Annotated in this window: 13 protein-coding genes and 1 pseudogene; 5 read left to right on the top strand and 9 right to left on the bottom strand. The window is 42.4% G+C overall.

Annotated elements, in window-relative coordinates:
• Positions 1 to 56: 56 nt before the first annotated feature.
• From cdaA to WH223_RS13260, 3 genes are all read left to right on the top strand, one after another.
• Positions 57 to 851 (top strand): diadenylate cyclase CdaA, encoded by a 795-nt coding sequence (cdaA, locus tag WH223_RS13250; RefSeq protein ID WP_340048208.1) that lies wholly within the window; start codon positions 57 to 59, stop codon positions 849 to 851.
• 118 nt (positions 852 to 969) lie between these two features.
• Complete coding sequence (locus WH223_RS13255) at positions 970 to 1,884, top strand: DUF1338 domain-containing protein (RefSeq protein ID WP_340048209.1); 915 nt, start codon at positions 970 to 972, stop codon at positions 1,882 to 1,884.
• 9 nt (positions 1,885 to 1,893) lie between these two features.
• Positions 1,894 to 4,824, top strand: coding sequence for an FAD-binding and (Fe-S)-binding domain-containing protein (locus tag WH223_RS13260; RefSeq protein WP_340048210.1), 2,931 nt, complete (start codon positions 1,894 to 1,896; stop codon positions 4,822 to 4,824).
• 46 nt (positions 4,825 to 4,870) lie between these two features.
• Here WH223_RS13260 and WH223_RS13265 read toward each other — a convergent pair whose 3' ends face one another.
• From WH223_RS13265 to gltX, 7 genes and pseudogenes are all read right to left on the bottom strand, one after another.
• Entirely contained in the window at positions 4,871 to 5,719 is an 849-nt protein-coding gene (locus tag WH223_RS13265) for a DUF2911 domain-containing protein (protein WP_340048211.1), read from the bottom strand.
• Positions 5,720 to 5,927: 208 nt separating this feature from the next.
• Complete coding sequence (locus WH223_RS13270) at positions 5,928 to 7,217, bottom strand: sugar MFS transporter (RefSeq protein WP_340048212.1); 1,290 nt, start codon at positions 7,215 to 7,217, stop codon at positions 5,928 to 5,930.
• Positions 7,218 to 7,452: 235 nt separating this feature from the next.
• The gene (locus WH223_RS13275) at positions 7,453 to 7,887 is read right to left on the bottom strand and encodes a hotdog fold thioesterase (protein WP_340048213.1); all 435 of its coding nucleotides are present in this window, start codon (positions 7,885 to 7,887) and stop codon (positions 7,453 to 7,455) included.
• Entirely contained in the window at positions 7,862 to 8,395 is a 534-nt protein-coding gene (locus tag WH223_RS13280; RefSeq protein ID WP_340048214.1) for a DinB family protein, read from the bottom strand. The genes WH223_RS13275 and WH223_RS13280 overlap by 26 nt, the downstream gene beginning before the upstream one ends.
• On the bottom strand, positions 8,376 to 9,617 hold the full coding sequence (locus WH223_RS13285) for a sensor histidine kinase (RefSeq protein WP_340048215.1): 1,242 nt from the start codon (positions 9,615 to 9,617) through the stop codon (positions 8,376 to 8,378). The genes WH223_RS13280 and WH223_RS13285 overlap by 20 nt, the downstream gene beginning before the upstream one ends.
• Before the next feature lie 131 nt (positions 9,618 to 9,748).
• Positions 9,749 to 10,600 carry a sugar phosphate isomerase/epimerase family protein gene (locus WH223_RS13290; protein ID WP_340048216.1) on the bottom strand — a complete coding sequence of 284 codons (852 nt, stop codon included), beginning with the start codon at positions 10,598 to 10,600 and terminating at the stop codon, positions 9,749 to 9,751.
• A 134-nt stretch (positions 10,601 to 10,734) separates the two neighbouring features.
• Positions 10,735 to 12,256, bottom strand: a pseudogene (gene gltX, locus WH223_RS13295) (glutamate--tRNA ligase).
• Positions 12,257 to 12,654: 398 nt separating this feature from the next.
• Here gltX and gcvP point away from each other — a divergent pair.
• Together gcvP and WH223_RS13305 are read left to right on the top strand one after the other, a co-directional pair.
• A complete protein-coding gene (gene gcvP / locus WH223_RS13300) occupies positions 12,655 to 15,531 on the top strand; it encodes an aminomethyl-transferring glycine dehydrogenase (RefSeq protein ID WP_340048217.1) in 2,877 nt (958 codons plus the stop codon).
• Between the two features lie 175 nt (positions 15,532 to 15,706).
• Positions 15,707 to 16,531 (top strand): N-acetylmuramoyl-L-alanine amidase, encoded by an 825-nt coding sequence (locus WH223_RS13305; protein WP_445265618.1) that lies wholly within the window; start codon positions 15,707 to 15,709, stop codon positions 16,529 to 16,531.
• 57 nt (positions 16,532 to 16,588) lie between these two features.
• On the opposite strand, the gene WH223_RS13310 is transcribed toward WH223_RS13305, so the two are convergent.
• Positions 16,589 to 17,902 (bottom strand): nicotinamide mononucleotide adenylyltransferase, encoded by a 1,314-nt coding sequence (locus tag WH223_RS13310; RefSeq protein WP_340048219.1) that lies wholly within the window; start codon positions 17,900 to 17,902, stop codon positions 16,589 to 16,591.
• Between the two features lie 71 nt (positions 17,903 to 17,973).
• On the bottom strand, positions 17,974 to 18,516 hold the full coding sequence (locus tag WH223_RS13315) for an NUDIX hydrolase (protein WP_340048220.1): 543 nt from the start codon (positions 18,514 to 18,516) through the stop codon (positions 17,974 to 17,976).

Genomic DNA, 18,516 nt, shown 5'->3' on the forward strand with positions numbered 1-18,516 from the left:
GGATTAAAGCATAAACAAAAAATCTTGTTATAATTTTCTTAAATTGCATCTTATACATGGGGGGATTTGATTTAAACATACTAAGTAGCTTCCGGTTGTTGGATATCATTGATATTCTACTGGTAGCCATTATCATCTATTATATCTATAGTTTGATAAAGGGAACCATCGCGGTTAATATTCTCGTAGGATTACTCTTGTTTTACGGCGTATATCTTGTCGTGAAGCAAATGGAGATGCGCCTGCTGACGGAGATATTTGGTGGTTTTATTTCTGTCGGGTCTATCGCTTTAATCGTCGTGTTCCAGCAGGAGATAAGACGCTTTTTGATTCATATCGGAAAAAATATCTCCTTGCGGAGGAAGAAATTCTTATGGTCTTTCCTCGGGAATAAGCGCACGAGTCAGGTTGATCATGCCGAGCAGATAAAACCAATCATTGAAGCCTGCCGTAGCATGTCTAAATCGCGTACAGGGGCTTTGTTGGTATTCTCTCGTTACTTTGATGAAGAATATTATCAATCGAGTGGGGAGTATATTGATGCGCCTGTGTCCAAACGCTTGTTAGAATCCATTTTTTTTAAGAATAGTCCGCTTCATGATGGGGCGGTTGTTATTGTTGACTTCCGCATTATGACGGCGAGCAGCGTATTGCCCTTGTCAGATAGTGAAGATTTACCCCCTCAATTTGGATTGAGACATCGTGCCGCTATTGGTGTGACGGAAGTGTCGGAAGCCATTGCGGTTATTGTATCGGAAGAAACAGGACAAATTTCGCTTGCCAAAGATGGTAATGTAAACATGAACCTGACACCCGAAGAATTAGAGAAAATATTGAAAGAAGACTTGTAGCGCTTTTCGTATTTAATTCGATATTTATGCTTTCGTGTCGAATATTGTTTATAAATTCTTTTTATTATTCGAATGAATGCTTAGATTTAATGCATTGTAAACCTCAAATTTTTCGGCTATGCATTTTGAAGAGCAAGAACCTTTAGACTTTGTCTTAAATGATTTGTTTGCACATTATCGCCAACATGTGACTGATGTGTCAAAAATTACAAACAGCTTATTGGCTAAAGCTATCATTCAGGAGCAAGCTGATATTGTCAATGATCATATCGCCTTTCGTACTTTAGGTGTTCCTCATCTTGGAATTGCCTCCTTTGAAAAGATTTTCTTGGCCTATGGTTATACACGCAAGGATTACTTCTACTTTGAAGAGAAGAAGCTAAATGCGTATTGGTATGCACCAGCGAATCCGGATTACCCACGTATTTTTGTGTCTGAATTAATTATCGAGGCATTAAGTCCAGCGGTGCAAGCCATAATCCACCGGTATACCGATGCGATTGTTGTCGACCCTGTTGATACACTAGACTTGCAAAATGGACAAAAGGTGGCGAATTTTTTGCAGAAGCCTTTATGGGCATTGCCGACCTCGGAAGAGTATACAACTTTACTTGCCGAGAGTGAATATGCCGCTTGGGCGATTTACAACCGCTATTACCTCAATCATTATACAATTAGTATTCATGCCTTACCCGAAGGCTACAATACGCTAGAGGCCTTTAATGCCTTTTTAGAAAGCATAGGCATCAAACTTAATAGCTCCGGTGGAAAAATTAAAACGAGTGCGGATGGTTTGCTACGTCAAAGTAGTACCGTGTCGGCCTTGTATGATGCTACTTTTGCCGACGGGAAAATGTTGCCCATCGCGGGGAGTTATGTCGAATTTGCAGAGCGTGGGGTATTACCTAAATTTGCTGATTTACCGAAGGCGGATATCCGTCCGGAACACCGTAGAGAGGGATTTGAAGCGAATAATGCGGATAAGATATTTGAAAGTACCTATACAACTCAAATTACAGGAGAGGCGAAATAATACGAAAAGATGGAGAGGGAAAGGCTTTTTCAACAGCTTGCAACGTCACTAGCGGGCGACTTATATTGGGATAAGCAGATGCGCATCTTGTATGCGACAGATGCTTCTGCCTATCGGGAGATGCCGATAGCGGTAGCTATCCCGCGCACCGTGGGTGACCTACAAACGTTGATTAGCTTTGCTACCGAGCAGCGACTTTCCTTGATTCCGCGTGCCGCAGGTACTTCCCTTGCTGGTCAAGTCGTCGGGGGCGGAATCGTGGTGGATATATCGCGTTATTTTACGGATATTATTAGCCTTGATAAGGAGGAACGGTGGGTACAGGTGCAGCCGGGGGTTATTCGTGATGAGTTGAATCAATATTTGAGGCCTCATGGTTTCTTCTTCGGTCCGGAGACATCTACTGCCAACCGTGCTATGATTGGCGGAATGGTAGGCAATAATTCTTGTGGTTCCAATTCCTTAATTTATAAAAGCACACGGGAGCATTGTTTAGAAGTCGAGGCTATTTTAAGTGACGGTTCATTGGTTACTTTTAAGGCCTTGGATTTTGACGCTTTTTGTGCGAAGTGTGAACAAACGGACTTGGAAGGGCAGCTTTACAAGCATATTCGCAGCTTGCTGAGTGACTATGGCAATCAAGAAGAGATTCGTGCTGAGTTTCCAAAACCAAGCATTGAACGTCGAAATACAGGCTATGCAATCGACTTGTTGCTTGAGAGTGATCCTTTTACGGCGGGCGCAGCTCCTTTTAATTTCTGCAAGCTTATTTGTGGCTCGGAAGGCACCTTAGCCTTTATTACTTCCATTAAACTAGCGCTCGTAGACCTTCCTATCCAACCTTCGGGCCTGCTATGTATACATTTCGATACGTTAGATGATGCGCTACAAGCTAATCTGATTGCCTTAAAGCATCAGCCACTTGTGGCCGAGCTGATGGATCATTATATCTTGGAATGCACCAAAAATAATATGCAGCAGGCGCAGAATAACTTTTTTGTCGAAGGTGATCCTGCCGCTATTTTGGTTGTTGAATATGACGGAGCCGATGAAACGGCTATCCGTGCTAAAGTGATGGCTGTGGAGGCCGAGATGCGTCATGCTGGTCTGGGCTATGCTTTCCCACTAATTTTGGGTCCTGATAAAAAAAGAGTTTGGGATTTGCGTAAAGCGGGTTTAGGCTTGTTGAGCAATACGCCTGGAGATAATAAGCCGGTGGCTGTTATCGAAGATACAGCGGTTGATGTGGCCGATTTGCCTGCTTATATTGCTGAGTTTAACGCTACATTGGCCAAGCATAATCTCTATTCCGTGCATTATGCGCATGCTGCAACTGGTGAGCTCCATTTACGCCCTATCCTTAACTTAAAGACAAAAGAAGGTAACGAGCAGTTTAGGTTGGTGGCTACGGAAATTGCCCACCTGGTGAAGCGTTACCGCGGTTCGCTGAGTGGCGAACATGGTGATGGCCGTCTGCGTGGTGAATTTATTAGCTTGATGCTAGGGGAGCGTAATTATGGGCTTTTGCAAAGTATCAAGAAAACGTGGGATCCGCTAGGTATCTTCAATCCGGGTAAGATCGTTGATACAGCACCTATGAATAGCTCCTTGCGCTATACGCCAGGGAAGGAACAGCGAGCGATACCTAGTGTATTTCGCTATGCGGGACAAAATATTTTGCAACACGCCGAGCAGTGCAATGGCTCTGGCGATTGCCGGAAGACCCATCTTTCGGGCGGAACGATGTGCCCTTCTTATATGGCTACCAAGGAGGAAAAAGATACGACAAGGGCACGGGCTAATATGTTGCGTGAGCTTTTGACGACCTCGACAAAGGAAAATCCGTTTGACCATCCCGAACTTAAAGAGGTGATGGATTTATGTTTGAGCTGTAAAGCTTGTAAATCTGAATGCCCATCGAGTGTGGATATGGCCAAGCTGAAAGCCGACTTCTTGCAGGCTTATCATGATAGTAATGGGGTGCCTTTGGCCACCTGGATGGTAGGCCATGTAGACCAAATGACAGCAATGGCTGCTCATGTTCCTCGACTTTACAACCTTGTGGTTACCTGGTCGTGGAGCAGTAGATTGCTGAAAAAAGTATTGGGATTTGCGGACGAACGCGCTATCCCCACTATAGGAAGAACTTCACTACGCCAATGGTTTGCCCAGCGTAGCCTACCCGTCCTACATCGCCCGAAAGGGCAAGTTTATTTCTTCTTTGATGAATTTACGAATTATCAAGATGTAGCGATTGGTAAGAAGGCGATTATGCTCTTGGAGGAGCTTGGTTATCAGGTGTTGTCTGTTAATCATGCCTTTAGTGGCAGAGCCTTGATATCGAAAGGTTTCTTGCGTGAAGCGAAGAAATTAGCAACGGAAAATGTACGTGTTTTTTCACCACTGTTGGAAGCCGGTATTCCTCTTGTTGCTGTAGAGCCATCGACGGTGCTGACATTTAGGGATGAGTATGTTGATTTGGTGGAGCTTGACTTGCTGGATCAAGCGAAGCAGGTGGCTAAGCATGCTTTAACCATTGAGGAGTTTCTACTGCGGGAGCAGGAGGCTGGTCGCATTCAGTCGGGTCAGTTCACAAATAATGCTAAAGAGATATTGCTGCACGGGCATTGCCAGCAGAAGGCATGGGGCTTACAGGGCGGTGTCGCGAAGGTATTGGGTATTCCAAAAGGTTATGTTGTGAAAACGATTAATTCGGGCTGCTGTGGTATGGCGGGGTCTTTTGGTTATGAAAAGAGGCACTATGCCTTATCACAAAAGATAGGTAATCTTGTTCTTTTTCCTACAATTCGTGCGAAGGCCAAGGAGGCCTTAGTAGCTGCTTCGGGATCTTCCTGTCGTCATCAGATAAAAGATGGCGTACAAGAGCGTGCTTACCATCCGGTAGAGATACTTTATGATGCTTTGCTAAAAAGCATATAAATAATAAAGGGCTCCAATTTGGAACCCTTTACATGTTGCATATAGCTTATTTTTTGTTTGCTTCGTTGATCACCTGCGTGTTCAATTTCACATATTCTTCTGTATTTGTTGCTTTAGCAAGGTTTACACCTTCAGTTGCTGCTTTGATAGCACCAGCTTTATCGCCAGCTTTCAATAAAATTCTAGCTTTCCAGTATTTAATGTGTGCTGCTTGTGAATTTTCTTTATCCGCTTCATTAACCCATTCTACGGCCTTTTTAATGTCAAGGTCATTGGTGTAGAAGTATTGTGCTGCTGCGAAGTATGGTTTTTTTGCACCTTTCATTGCTTCTTCGATAGATGCAACGATTTCTTTAGACTGATCTACAGCAATATGGAAGGATACTTTCGTGTTCTCCCAAGCAATTGTTAAGTCTGTTCCTTTTGGTGTTACATTTTCGAAAGCAATGGTGAAAGTCTCCACTTTATCCGCTATTTTATGAGCTTTAGCTGTGAAACGTACAAAATCTTCCTCTTGTTTGTACTGATATGAACCCCATTGTTTTTCGTTTTTACTGAAAATAATAGTCCAGTCGCCTTTCGTAGGGATACTGAAAATTCCGTATGTGCCAGCAGGAATTGTTTTTCCAGCGATAGTTACCGCTTCTTCAAAGGTAATCGACGGAATGTTGTTAGCGCCTGTTCTCCATACTTGATCGTAAGGAACAAGACCACCGAAAATTGTACGTGCGTTGATGTTTGGACGTTGGTAAGTTAGGTGGATGCTACGGATTCCAACCGTTTGTTCGATTTTTGCCGTGCTACTTGCTTGCGGAAATTTAGCTTGTGCATTTGCCTCAGAAAGCGAAAGCAATAAGCCTGCTGTCATCAGAAGCGATAAAAGTGTTTTTTTCATTGTATATAGTTTTTGTTGTTATGCTTCGTTTGAACGTGCAACATAACTTTGCACATCGTGAAACCTTGGTTGACCAGTCCTCAACAACTTAAAGATAGGGAGATTATTAGAAAAAAGTGGTCGCTATAAAGTAAAAAATATCGTCAATACGCAAAAGAGCGCCTGTACCGGTAGGACAAACGCTCTTTTGTTATATTTTTTAATAGTACTATTTTCCTGCTTTATGCCCTTTTACGGCGAAGAAAAGGATGTATAAGTAGGCAGGAACCATCGCATATAGGAAGGCATGCTGGAAGTCTATGTTTAAAGAGTCTTTTAAATACCCATAAATTAATGGCCAGATGGCTCCACCGGCGATACCCATAATCATAATAGCGGATCCTGTTTTGGTGAATCTACCCAATCCTTTAATTCCTAATGGGAAGATTGCTGGCCACATTAAGGAGTTGGCTATTCCCAACAGGGCTACAAAGATGAACGACGTTGTGCCAGTTGTGAAAACCGATAAGCTGGTGAAGAGTATACCTGCAAGAGTACATACGCGTAAGGCAAACTGCTGAGATACATATTTTGGGATGGCAATAATACCAACGATATAACCAACGAGCATACAGGCTAATGTAAAAGCGGTCGCGTAGGTCACAAAGAAACGATCTACATTCAGTTCTCGGCCATATATTCCGATGATGTCTCCCGCCATTACTTCTACCGCTACGCAGAAAAAGATAGCTAAAGCACCTAAGAAAAGGTGAGGGAATTGGAACACGGATGTTTTTTGCTTGTGAACAGTAGTCTTGTCTGCCGATTCATCGACTTCTTCTTCCGCATCTACATCTACTGGCGGCAGCTTGGTGAATTTTAAGAAAATAGCGAAGAGCACGAAGATAACCGCTAGCGCGATGTATGGCGTGTGTACACGGGTTATTAATTTATCGAGGATGGCATTTTTCTCTACAATATCTACTGTCGCTTCTAATTTGGCGGTTACCTTTTCAGCATCTTTCAGAAACAAGGTTCCAAATATAATCGGAACAAGGATACCGGCCGATTTGTTGAAGAAGCCAGCGATAGATATACGCTGTGCAGCACTATCAATCGGGCCAATGATACTTAAGTAAGGGTTTACTGCTGTTTGAAGTAGAGCCATTCCTGAGCCTTGAATAAAAATACCCGTAAGGAAGAGGGCGTAGCTTTTGCTATCAGCTGCTGGGATAAATATTAAAGAGCCCAAGCCTAAAATAAGTAAGCTTACGACAAGTCCATTTTGGAATCCTATTTTCTTTAAAATCCAAGAGCTAGGTAGGGCTAAGAAGAAGTAAGCAATGTAGGAGGCGAAGGTTACTAAAATAGCTTGTAGATCAGTTTCTAGGTTACAAGCGATCTTTAAAAATGGAATTAAGGTTCCATTAGCCCAAGTGATAAAACCTAGGATAAAGAAGAGGGCACAGCAGATGGCCATAGGACGGAATGCTGTTCTCCCAGTTGGTGTTACATTCATGGTATTATGCTAAGATGTTTTTCAATAATCATAATTAAGGCGCGTAGATAGTGGATTCGGTTTGCCTATACAAGACTACTGAAATATTTTGAAAGTAAAAAGGCTGGAAGTGAATTATCTACAATAGCGAAGAGACTATGATGGGCATAGTCTCTTCGAAATCTAAACCGTATCATGAAACCTAGCTATAAGGGTTTCTTTATTATAGTACAAACGGTAGCCTATATTGTTTGTATTATTTTTTATCTATTATGGCAACGGTGAGCCTCGATATGCAAATCAGTTCGTCCTGATCATTTTTTATACGGATATCCCACACATGGCTTTTCTTGCCTATATGTATGGCCGTACAATGTGCATAAACGGTGCCTCCGGCAACCGACTTAAGGTGGTTGGCGTTGATCTCCATGCCGACACCGACCAGTTTATCGGGGTCTACGATAAGGTTGGAGGCTACACTGCCTATGGATTCCGCCAAGACGACAGATGCTCCTCCGTGCAAAATTTTAAAAGGCTGAAAAACACGCTCATTTACGGGCATGCTAGCCACTATGGTGTTGTCCGTTATTTCCGTCGCCTTGATGGAGAGGAATTCGGTCATGTATCGGGCGAAAATACTGTTGATTTCTGTGAGGGAATATTCCCTAAACCAGATTGACTGCGTTTTCATTGTTTAAATAGCGTTCTTTAAGAATGATTCTGTGGTGGGTAAGGTGTCCTGCAATAACATATAGAAAAGCCTTTACCGTAATAAGTCGACCGGAGGCCATTCCTTTTCTTTCCAGTTCGTTATCATTTAAGCTTTCGAAGAAAAGCAAATTGGCTTTTCTGAGGTGGATAAACTCTTGTATAATACTATCGAAGCTGCGCTCGTTGTGTCTTGCATTTTGCACAAACTCGTCTTGCTCAAAGGCTTCGAGCTCAGTCATGTCGTTTCTAGAAAAGCGTAATGCACGATAGGCCATGACGCGTTCTGTATCCAAGATGTGGCACAGCACTTCCTTTATCGTCCATTTTCCTTCCGCATAGGTATAAGCACCTTTATCATCGGGGATTGATTTTATAAATTCAGGAAATGATTCCAGTTGTTCGTTGAGTACATCAAGCACTTCGCCTACAACTTGTTCAATATAAGGATTGTAAATCGCTGGATATTCGTCAGACTTGAGTGGGTTCATATTTTAAGTTGCTTTTAAGTATGATTCTAAATGTAGTTCCTTTTCCTATTTCGGATTCTTTGACGAATATTTGTCCTTGATGGTAATCCACCATGCGCTTCGTTAAGCTTAAGCCTAATCCCCATCCACGTTTGCGCGTGGTGAAGCCCGGTTGGAAGATTGTTTCAAAGTTTGACTTCGGTATTCCTTTTCCTGTGTCACTAATGTCTATAAAAATTTCCTCTTTTGCAATGTTGTCGGTAATATTAATGCTGATGTTGCCCTCTGACTCAATGGCATTTACCGCGTTTTTCAATAAATTTTCTATAATCCAGTCGAAGAGCTGTATGTTTAATTTAGCCTCTAAGTTTTTGTCGCCGGTAAGCTCAAAGTGGATCTTTTCACTGGTGCGAATCCGGAAATAATTCATGTAATCGAGAATCACCGGATAGATGAGGTGATTGGTAAGGGTAGGGGTAGATCCTATTTTTGAAAAACGATCGGCCACAATCTCTAGTCTGTTCACATCACGCTCCATCTCGTTGAGGATGCTATCGTCTTGCGCCGCATATTTGATGCGTACCAGCTCTAACCAGCCCATTAGCGAGGATATAGGGGTGCCCAGTTGGTGTGCTGCCTCTTTGGCCATACCAACCCATACTTGGTTTTGTTCCGATTTTTTGATGGAATTAAAAACGGTATAGGCAATAATGAGGAACAGCGCAATTAATGACAATTGTAAGTAGGGGAATATGCGCAGTTGGCGAAGAGCGTCGGAATCTCGGTAGTATACCAACCAAGTTCCACCCGTATCAAGCTTTAGGTAGATAGGGGCGTGATTGCGCTGCATGAGCGACAATTGCTTTTGGAAGTAACCCGGATCATACTCAAGGTGTGTAACAGCAGAGTCTGTTTGTGTTTGAATATTTGTTTTTGTACTGTCGAGTTGACGCCAAAAAATGATATTCCCCGCGCTATCAGTGATAATTGCTGGGATGGATAGGCTGTCACGAACGGCATAGACAAAACTGATGAACTCATCGTCTACATCGGGCATGCTGATGATGCTCTTGGTACTCATCGCCCATACTTCTGCTTTCGTTCGTTCTGAACGCGACAGGTTTTTGACTAAGTAGTTGGTGTATAGTAGAGATGCTGCCGCTATGAAGGCCGCAAAAAGAAAGAGCAACAGTTTCCAGCGTTGCTTATTGTTATATTGGTATAGGTGTTCTTTGTTGACCATATCTTCCTGCAAAGTACTTATTTTTTATGCATTCTTAGCCCATAAAGAAAAAGAAAGGCTTGCTACGCGATGTCGTCGTGGTGTTCGATGTACATCTTTAGCAAGCCTTTCTTCGTGATTATCGCTTTTGCTTAACGCAATATAGCGCGAAAGTTTTTAACGCTTTGTTTAACGTCTGGTGCATTGTTTTCCCAGTTGTACTCATACTCTGCGGAAAGCATGCCTTTAAATTTTTGACGTTTCAACTCTTTGATAACAGCCTCTAAAGGAAGTTTTCCTGTTCCCCAGTGAACATCATGTGCTTTTTTCGTTCCAAATTCGTTTAAGTCTTTGAAATGTAAGTGTATAATACGTCCGTCTAGTTTTTTCAAGCATTCCACAGGGTCCAATCCGGAGCGCATCCAGTGGCCTACATCTGCTGTAGCCCCCATACGCTTACTGCGTCCCTCTAGGGCTTTCAATACGGTTTCCGGTTGCCAGTAGATGGATGGTTCAGGATGGTTGTGTAAACCCGCTTTGATATCATATTTATCACATAGTGCGGAAACAATATCCAACTGATCTTCTTGCGGCTCGCAGTTTATAACCTGAATACCCATGTCTTTAGCGAATGCGAATAGGCGTTCCCATTCTGCTTCGTTATTCCCATTGACTACTCCAAAGGCGTAGAGTGTTATTCCTCTATCATTTAATAGTTTTTTTACTAACTGACGGCCTTCAGGCGATAATCCTGGGCCAAATTTCTCTTCACTTCCAGCACCAATAGGCTGACCATAGTAAGCTTCTACGAAGCGTAGGTTGCAGCTATCAATTTTGTTTAAGGCTTGCTCGAATGTGAAAAGACGGAAGGTGTAAGCCTGTGCGCCAAGTTTCCAGCCTAATGCTTCTTCAGGATATTTTTGTTTTTGCTGTGCTGTGACTAGATTAATGCTTAGCACACTAATCAACACTAACAATAAAGGGTAAATGAATTTTATTTTCATGTCTATCTATAGGTTTTATGATAGCTAAGGTACTAAATTAAGAGAAAATAGCCTTGCTTATTTAGGTTTTAAAAGGGTGCGTTTAATGGATAAAAAAAAGCAGCAGTGCTTTGTTGCGCTGCTGCTTTTTTAGGCTATTCGAAGTGAGGAAGCGCATCGTGGATGCGGCTGCATACTTCTTCTTTACCCAAAAGGGCTGTTATTTGAAAAACATCAGGGCCAAATTTTCCACCGACAAGCATGATACGGAAAGGCATCATGAGCTCGCCTACTTTCATGCCTGATTCAGCGATTTTATTCTTGAATAAAGGCTCTAATACGGCTGCGGTCCATTCTTCCACCTGCTCGAAGTCTTGCGTTAAGTCTGTAAAGAATTGCGATTTGTCGCTATTCCATTTCGGCTTTACAGCATCAGCATCGAATGTTGTTGGGCGCTGGAAGAAGAAAGATGCTTGCTCCCAGAAGTCTTCAACGAAGGTCATTCTTTCTTTAACTAACCCAATTACTGCATTTAGGTAGTTGTCGTGTTTATTTTAAACGCTATGTTGAGTAAGGATAGTTTTTACACTTTCAGTAATTACCGACTGGTCGATTTTTTTAATACCACTCATGGTTGAACCATTTTTCTTTTTAGAAATAGAATTTTTCACCGGCTTTACTGATACGGTCGGCACTAAATTTCGCGATAAGCTCGTCAATGGTGAACAATTCTTGTTCTGTACCATCGTTCCAACCAAGTACAGCCAACATGTTGACAAATGCCTCCGGCAAGAAGCCCATTTCGCGGAATCCTTTAGTTTCAACGGTCGTTTTTGGATCTGTCCAGTTCATTGCATATACGGGGAAGCCCAAACGGTCACCATCACGTTTACTTAATTTACCATTTCCATCAGGTTTAAGAATCAATGGTAAGTGCGCCCAATTCGGCATCACATCTTTCCATCCTAAATATTCCCAAAGCAAGATGTGAACAGGCGCCGAAGGTAACCACTCTTCACCACGGAAGATGTGGGATATTTCCATAGCATGGTCGTCTACAACCACGGCTAAGTGGTAGGTAGGCATGCCGTCTGCTTTTAGTAAAACTTTATCATCTACAAGGTTGGAGTCGAAGGAAACACGGGCACGAATCATATCTTCAAAAGATATAGTCTCATCCACCGGTACTTTAATACGAATGGTGTGTGGGTGTCCTTCCGCTAACAAACGCTGTGTTTCTTCAGCCGATAGGCTTAAAGAATTGCGTAAGCTCATTCTATTTTCATGCGAATAACGGAAGTTGGGGTGAAGCTGACGCTGTGCGTCCAATTCTTCGGCAGTATCAAAAGCGTAGTAAGCGTTATCATTCTCGATAAGCTGCTCGGCAAATTTCCGGTAGGATGGTTTACGTTCACTTTGGCGGTATGGTCCAAAAGCGCCCGGTTTGTTGGGGCTTTCGTCGGGCGTTAATCCGCACCAATCTAAACACTCCGTAATATATTCTTCTGCTCCAGGTACAAAGCGTGTCTGGTCAGTATCTTCAATTCTTAGGATAAACTCCCCTTTGTGGTGTCGAGCAAAAAGGTAATTAAACAAGGCTGTACGTACACCTCCTAGGTGCAGGCCGCCCGTAGGGCTTGGCGCAAAACGTACTCTAACTTTTCTTTCCGAATTCATAGCTGCAAAATTACATATTTTCAGGCGATTTAAGATGAATCTGTCGCTTACATTATATGTGGGGTCAGGAGAAGGGGCGGTTGTGGGTGAATAGCGGTCATCAGTAGTACCTTATTTGTTACAATTGTTGGCTGCTGATGTTTTTCTAGTGCGGGTAAATTGTCTGATTTTTGTTGTTTTTATCTAGGTTGCTAATACGTTTTTCCTTTTTGCTGAAGGCTGTTCATGGCGATGTTATCATCTTTTTGATTTTATAGGGTAATGGATGTTTTCTTTCGTTATTTATTCACTTTTAAAGTCGTATCTTTGTGCTCTCAAAAGTATATGAAAATCGTGTGGCCGCTAATGGCGAATAATGAGGTGTTAGGGCTATACAGGTCAAAAAGTTAAGCGTAAAAATGAGTAACGTATTTTATCAAGAAAAATTTGTAGATCGCCACACTGGACCTCGTTCCACGGAAGCGCAAGAGATGTTATCCTTTTTAGGAGTACAATCATTGGATGAACTTATCGAACAGACTGTTCCTAGCCAAATCCGATTAAAGAAACCGATGACCCTACCTACAGCCCTAAGCGAGAAAGCTTACTTGGCTAAAGTTCAAGAGGTAGCGAGTAAGAATAAGGTTTTCAAATCGTATATCGGTCAAGGTTACTATGATGTTACGGTTCCTGGTGTTATTCAACGTAACGTTTTGGAGAATCCAGGATGGTATACCCAATACACGCCTTACCAAGCGGAAATTGCGCAAGGACGTCTACAAGCGTTGTTGAACTTCCAAACGGCTGTTTCGGACTTGACGGGATTAGAAATTGTAAATGCATCGCTATTGGATGAGGCTACGGCAGCAGCAGAGGCGATGTTCATGTTATACAATGCGCGTAAAAACAAAGATGCGCAGACGTTCCTCGTTACACCTAATATTTACCCACAAACACTTGATGTATTGCAGACACGCGCTGTTCCTTTCGGGGTTCAAATTCGTGTAGCAGATTTAGCTACGGCTAATCTTACGGAAGATGTGTTTGCTGCATTTATCCAATACCCTGCGGCTGATGGTACTGTTGAAGACTACCGTACATTTACAGCTGCTGCGGCTGATAAAGGCATTATGATTTGTGCTGCTGCAGATTTATTATCTTTAAGTTTATTGACGCCTCCAGGCGAATGGGGAGCTGACGTTGTTGTCGGTAACTCGCAACGCTTTGGTGTACCAATGGGCTTTGGTGGTCCTCACGCTGCTTTCTTTGCTACTAAAGATGCATTCAAGCGTAATATTCCAGGACGTATCATCGGGGTTACTTCGGATGCGAATGGAAACTATGCTTTGCGTATGGCTTTACAGACACGTGAGCAGCATATCCGTCGTGATAAAGCGGCCTCAAATATCTGTACAGCACAAGCATTATTAGCTATTATGGCTTCTTTCTACGCTGTTTATCACGGTGCTGAAGGAATTAAAAATATCGCTAGCCGTGTCAATGATTTAACGAAGTTGTTGGATAAAGCACTTCAAGAGTTGGGTTACGAGCAAACGAATAAAACATATTTCGATACGTTACGTATTCAATTGGGTGCTGAAGTTGGTGGATTGAAAAGTGAAGCTTTAAACCACGAATTGAATTTCTTCTATAGTGATAATGTTGTTGGTATTTCTATCGACGAGACAACTTCATACGAAGATATCGAAACAATTGTAAAGGTTTTTGCTAAGGTTAAAGGCAAAAATTTAAGCGATGTGAACTTAGAAGCATTGGTTAAAGACTTATCAGCGAGCTCTATTCCAGAAGCGTTGATTCGTCAGTCAGCTTATTTGACACACCCTATTTTTAACAGCTATCGCTCTGAGAGTGAAATGTTGCGTTATATAAAATCATTAGAGGCTAAAGATTTGTCTTTATGTCATTCAATGATTCCTTTGGGTTCATGTACAATGAAATTGAATGCTACAACGGAGATGGTTCCATTGACATGGGCACATTTTGGTGGTTTGCACCCTTTTGCACCGATTGATCAAACATCGGGCTACATGGCTTTAATCAACGAGTTAAACGATTGGTTGTCGGAGATTACCGGTTTTGCGAAGATGTCATTCCAACCAAATTCAGGTGCTCAGGGTGAGTATGCTGGTTTGATGGTTATTCGTGCATACCATGAAAGCCGTGGCGAAGGTCACCGTAATATCTGTTTGATTCCTGCATCAGCACACGGAACAAATCCTGCATCAGCATCGATGGCTGGTTTAAAGGTTGTTGTTGTGAAATGTGATGAGCATGGTAACATCGATATGGACGATTTGAAAGTGAGAGCTGCAGAACATGCTGCAAACTTGAACTCTTTGATGGTTACTTATCCTTCGACACACGGTGTATTTGAAGAATCTATTATTGAGCTTTGTGAGGTGATTCACGCACATGGTGGTCAAGTATATATGGATGGTGCGAATATGAACGCACAAGTAGGTTTAACAAGCCCTGGCTTTATTGGCGCAGACGTTTGTCACTTGAACTTACACAAGACTTTCTGTATTCCACATGGTGGTGGTGGTCCTGGTATGGGCCCTATCGGTGTTGCAGCACACTTAGTTCCATTTTTACCAAACCATGAAGTGGTTGCGGTATCTGGCGAGCAAGGTATCTCTGCGGTATCGGCAGCACCATTTGGTTCGGCTTCGATCTTAACTATTTCTTACGCATATATCGCAATGATGGGTGCTGATGGCTTAACGCGTGCTACGCAAACAGCTATCTTAAATGCAAACTACATCAAAGCACGTTTAGAAAGCCACTACCCAGTATTATACGCAGGTGCTAATGGTCGTTGTGCACACGAGATGATTTTAGATTGTCGTGGTTTCAAAGCTGTAGGCATCGAAGTAGCGGATATCGCTAAGCGTTTGATGGATTATGGTTTCCACGCACCAACGGTTTCTTTCCCTGTTGCTGGAACATTAATGGTGGAGCCTACAGAGTCGGAGTCTAAAGCAGAGTTAGATCGTTTCTGTGATGCTATGATTGCTATCCGTCAAGAGATTGCTGCGGTTGAAGCTGGTGAAGCTGATCAAAAAGATAACGTATTGAAGCATGCGCCGCACACGGCGGATGTGGTAACGGCTGATGAGTGGACAAGACCTTACGGTCGTCAAACGGCAGCATACCCGCTTCCTTATGTGAAAGCGAAGAAATTCTGGCCTTCAGTAGGTCGCGTGAATGATTCGCAAGGAGATAGAACATTAATTTGTTCGTGTCCTTCTATCGAAGAATACGCGGAAGCTTAATCCTTCCTTTTAGGTATAAAGAAAAACTCCCAGATGAATATCTAGGGAGTTTTTCTTATTTTAGGGGAAAGCGTTTGTTCTTATTTACAGTTTTTGTAACAGATTTGTTTGCTGTATATTTTTGCAAACATGCATGAATACGCAATAAAGCGAGTACATTTGATAAAAAATTATGATGAAAAAAATAAGCTTTATGATTTCAGCAGTAGGCATAAGCTTGCTTGCTGCCTGTGGTGGTGGTAAATATGCCGCTACAGAAAAAGTATATAAACAGAAGGCTGGAGAGTTTGCGCAGCAATATAAAGAAGCTCCGGTAAAAGGACAGTTGGAGAAGGTTGCTACGGCAGATAAGGAATGGATTGCCTCGATTAACTTTGGTATTCGTAAGCCTAACTACGTAATGATTCACCATACGGCACAGGATTCATTAGCGCAGACGGTTAAAACATTTCATAGTGCTCGTGCGGGCGTGAGTTCTCATTATGTGGTAGGTCGTAATGGCAAAGTTGTACAAATGGTGAATGATTTATACCGTGGGCATCATGCTGGCGCTGGTCGTTGGGGGAACGATACAGACTTAAATTCATCCTCTATTGGTATTGAGTTGGACAACAACGGTACGACCGACCCATGGACGGATGCGCAGGTTAATGCTTTGGTTTCTTTATTGCAATACTTAAAGGATACCTATAAGATTCCGCAAGCCAATTTCATTGGGCATATGGACTACGCGCCTACGCGTAAAAATGATCCTTCACGCTTTCCTTGGAAAGTATTAGCGGATAGAGGTTTTGGTTTTTGGTATGATGACGTTTTAGAAACTCCGCCGGTAGGTTTTGATCCGAAGTTAGCGCTACGCGTTATTGGTTATGATGTGAAGCAATTGGATGCTGCAATTAAAGCGTTTAAGATACATTACATTCAGAAGGATACGAACACGGCGAACCTAACGGATGAAGATATGAAAATCTTGTATTCTATTTTTAAGAAATACTTGTAGACGAGGGCTACACTAGCTATAAAAAAGCGGGAATCTATAAAGATTCCCGCTTTTCTTTTATACTGTTTTTACAAACTCATCATCGTAGTTCTCAATATCTACGATGTATTGGTTTTGTATTAAAAAGTCAAATAATGGCTTCGCTTGACCACAAACTGGAAGGTTCTTGCTAGTGATGATGGTATTTGTTTTTCGATCACGGTATGGATAAGCATATAACTTAACATCTTTGCTAAACATTCCTGAGATATAGGATAGCAATTCGTGTGTATATTTTTCTTTATTGTAGTTGTCGGAGTTAAAGATGTTCTTCAAGTTGGACACGTTGGTTGCAATACCGACATGTTGTGGTTTGAAGCTCTTGATAAACTCGGCCAAATGGTTATTTCTACGGAAGTTGGATACGATAATGTTGTTTCCTGTCGAGCAGAGGTATTCTGCACGTTCCGCAAAATAAGTTAAATCTTCATCCGTGATTTTGCTATCTTCTTCCAATACGTTGCCCATCAATACTTCAATCAGCAAGACGGTGTCTTCAGGTGCTGATCCCGTATTTTTGACAAACTGCTCAACGGCAAGGTTGAAAAGGTCAAAGTTAGGATTTGATTTTTGACGATATTTGGTACGAAGGATAATGATATTCTTCTTGTACAAGTAGTCTTTCATTTGCGCTGCTTTTCCATCAGGGCGGAAAATAGCAGCTTTGGCAAATCCTTTAGCAATTAAGTAGAGGTTCAATAAACGCTCATTGGCAGTTTCAAAAACTGGGCCTGATACTTTTACCAAGTCGATTTCTACCGATCCAACAGATAGGTTGTCCACTAAGGATTCAATCATGACTTTTGGATTCTCCGCGTAGTAGTAGGCAGCGAAAATCAAGTTTACGCCTAGAATACCCAATACTTTAGATTGTAAGCGAGAGTCGCTATCCAGTAGTCTTACGTGTATAATGATATCGTTTGTTGGTCCGTCTACTTCATGTTGGAATCGGATACCAATCCAGCCGTGTGGCTCGTTGGTTTTGGTGAAGTTCAGCGTAGTAACGGTATCTGCGAAAGCGAAGAATTTTTTGGATTCATATTTTTCACCTTGAAGTCTTTCCTGCAGGAGGTTGAATTCATGATTCAGCATTTTGGTAAGTCGGGTACGGCTCACATAGCGGCCGGACTCTTCTTCTCCGTAAATGGCATCACTGAAGGCCATATCGTAGGCAGAGATGGATTTGGCAATAGTTCCTGAGGCTGCTCCAGCTTCGAAAAAATTGCGTGCCACTTCCTGTCCTGCGCCAATCTCGGCAAAGGTGCCGTAGATGTCGGAATTCAGGTTGATTTTTAATGCTTTTCTTTTTGTTTCAAAAATTTCTCTTGCCATACAGCAAAGGTACAAAAAAGGCCAGTAAAATTCGGTTGACTGCGTTGTTTATGAAATAAAGTTGGGTATCCTTAAAGGACACCCAACTTTATTAAAGCGTAGAATAGGGCAGAAGTATGCAAAGCCTGCGCAAATTTGTTGTCGAGGAGCAGTTGTTTTGCTTCCGCTATCGACAGCTCTACGACTTCTATATCTTCGGAGTTGTCAAGATCCTGTTCCTGCACTTTCCTCCCTTGTTGTAGGAGGTAGGTGTAGGTCTGGTTCCCACTTGTTGCGGGATTGGCATAGAGCGTTGCTATTTTCTCTATCTGTGAGAAGGCATAGCCTGTTTCTTCCAACATCTCCCGGCGTGCTGCATCGGCAGGGTCTTCACCCTTCTCGATGACACCCGCAGGAAGCTCCAGCAGGATATCTTCTGCTCCATGGCGATATTGTTTGATAAGGATGATGGTGTTGTCTTCGGTTATACCAATCATGTTCACCCAATTGGGGTATTCCAATACATAGTATTCCTCTTTAATGTTTCCATTGGGCATTTGTAAGGTGTCTACCCGTAAGGTTGCCCAAGGGCGTTGAACGAGGTACTTAGATGCTAAGACTTTCCACTTTTCCAT

Origin of the sequence: Sphingobacterium sp. MYb382, from assembly GCF_037572665.1 — a bacterium.
Lineage (GTDB): Bacteria > Bacteroidota > Bacteroidia > Sphingobacteriales > Sphingobacteriaceae > Sphingobacterium.

Bases quoted from the DNA above. Each gene is read 5' to 3' on its own strand.
- cdaA (WP_340048208.1), top strand. From the start codon at position 57: ATGGGGGGATTTGATTTAAACATACTAAGTAGCTTCCGGTTGTTGGAT.
- WH223_RS13255 (WP_340048209.1), top strand. From the start codon at position 970: ATGCATTTTGAAGAGCAAGAACCTTTAGACTTTGTCTTAAATGATTTG.
- WH223_RS13260 (WP_340048210.1), top strand. From the start codon at position 1,894: ATGGAGAGGGAAAGGCTTTTTCAACAGCTTGCAACGTCACTAGCGGGC.
- WH223_RS13265 (WP_340048211.1), bottom strand. From the start codon at position 5,719: ATGAAAAAAACACTTTTATCGCTTCTGATGACAGCAGGCTTATTGCTT.
- WH223_RS13270 (WP_340048212.1), bottom strand. From the start codon at position 7,217: ATGAATGTAACACCAACTGGGAGAACAGCATTCCGTCCTATGGCCATC.
- WH223_RS13275 (WP_340048213.1), bottom strand. From the start codon at position 7,887: ATGAAAACGCAGTCAATCTGGTTTAGGGAATATTCCCTCACAGAAATC.
- WH223_RS13280 (WP_340048214.1), bottom strand. From the start codon at position 8,395: ATGAACCCACTCAAGTCTGACGAATATCCAGCGATTTACAATCCTTAT.
- WH223_RS13285 (WP_340048215.1), bottom strand. From the start codon at position 9,617: ATGGTCAACAAAGAACACCTATACCAATATAACAATAAGCAACGCTGG.
- WH223_RS13290 (WP_340048216.1), bottom strand. From the start codon at position 10,600: ATGAAAATAAAATTCATTTACCCTTTATTGTTAGTGTTGATTAGTGTG.
- gcvP (WP_340048217.1), top strand. From the start codon at position 12,655: ATGAGTAACGTATTTTATCAAGAAAAATTTGTAGATCGCCACACTGGA.
- WH223_RS13305 (WP_445265618.1), top strand. From the start codon at position 15,707: ATGAAAAAAATAAGCTTTATGATTTCAGCAGTAGGCATAAGCTTGCTT.
- WH223_RS13310 (WP_340048219.1), bottom strand. From the start codon at position 17,902: ATGGCAAGAGAAATTTTTGAAACAAAAAGAAAAGCATTAAAAATCAAC.
- WH223_RS13315 (WP_340048220.1), bottom strand. From the start codon at position 18,516: ATGGAAAAGTGGAAAGTCTTAGCATCTAAGTACCTCGTTCAACGCCCT.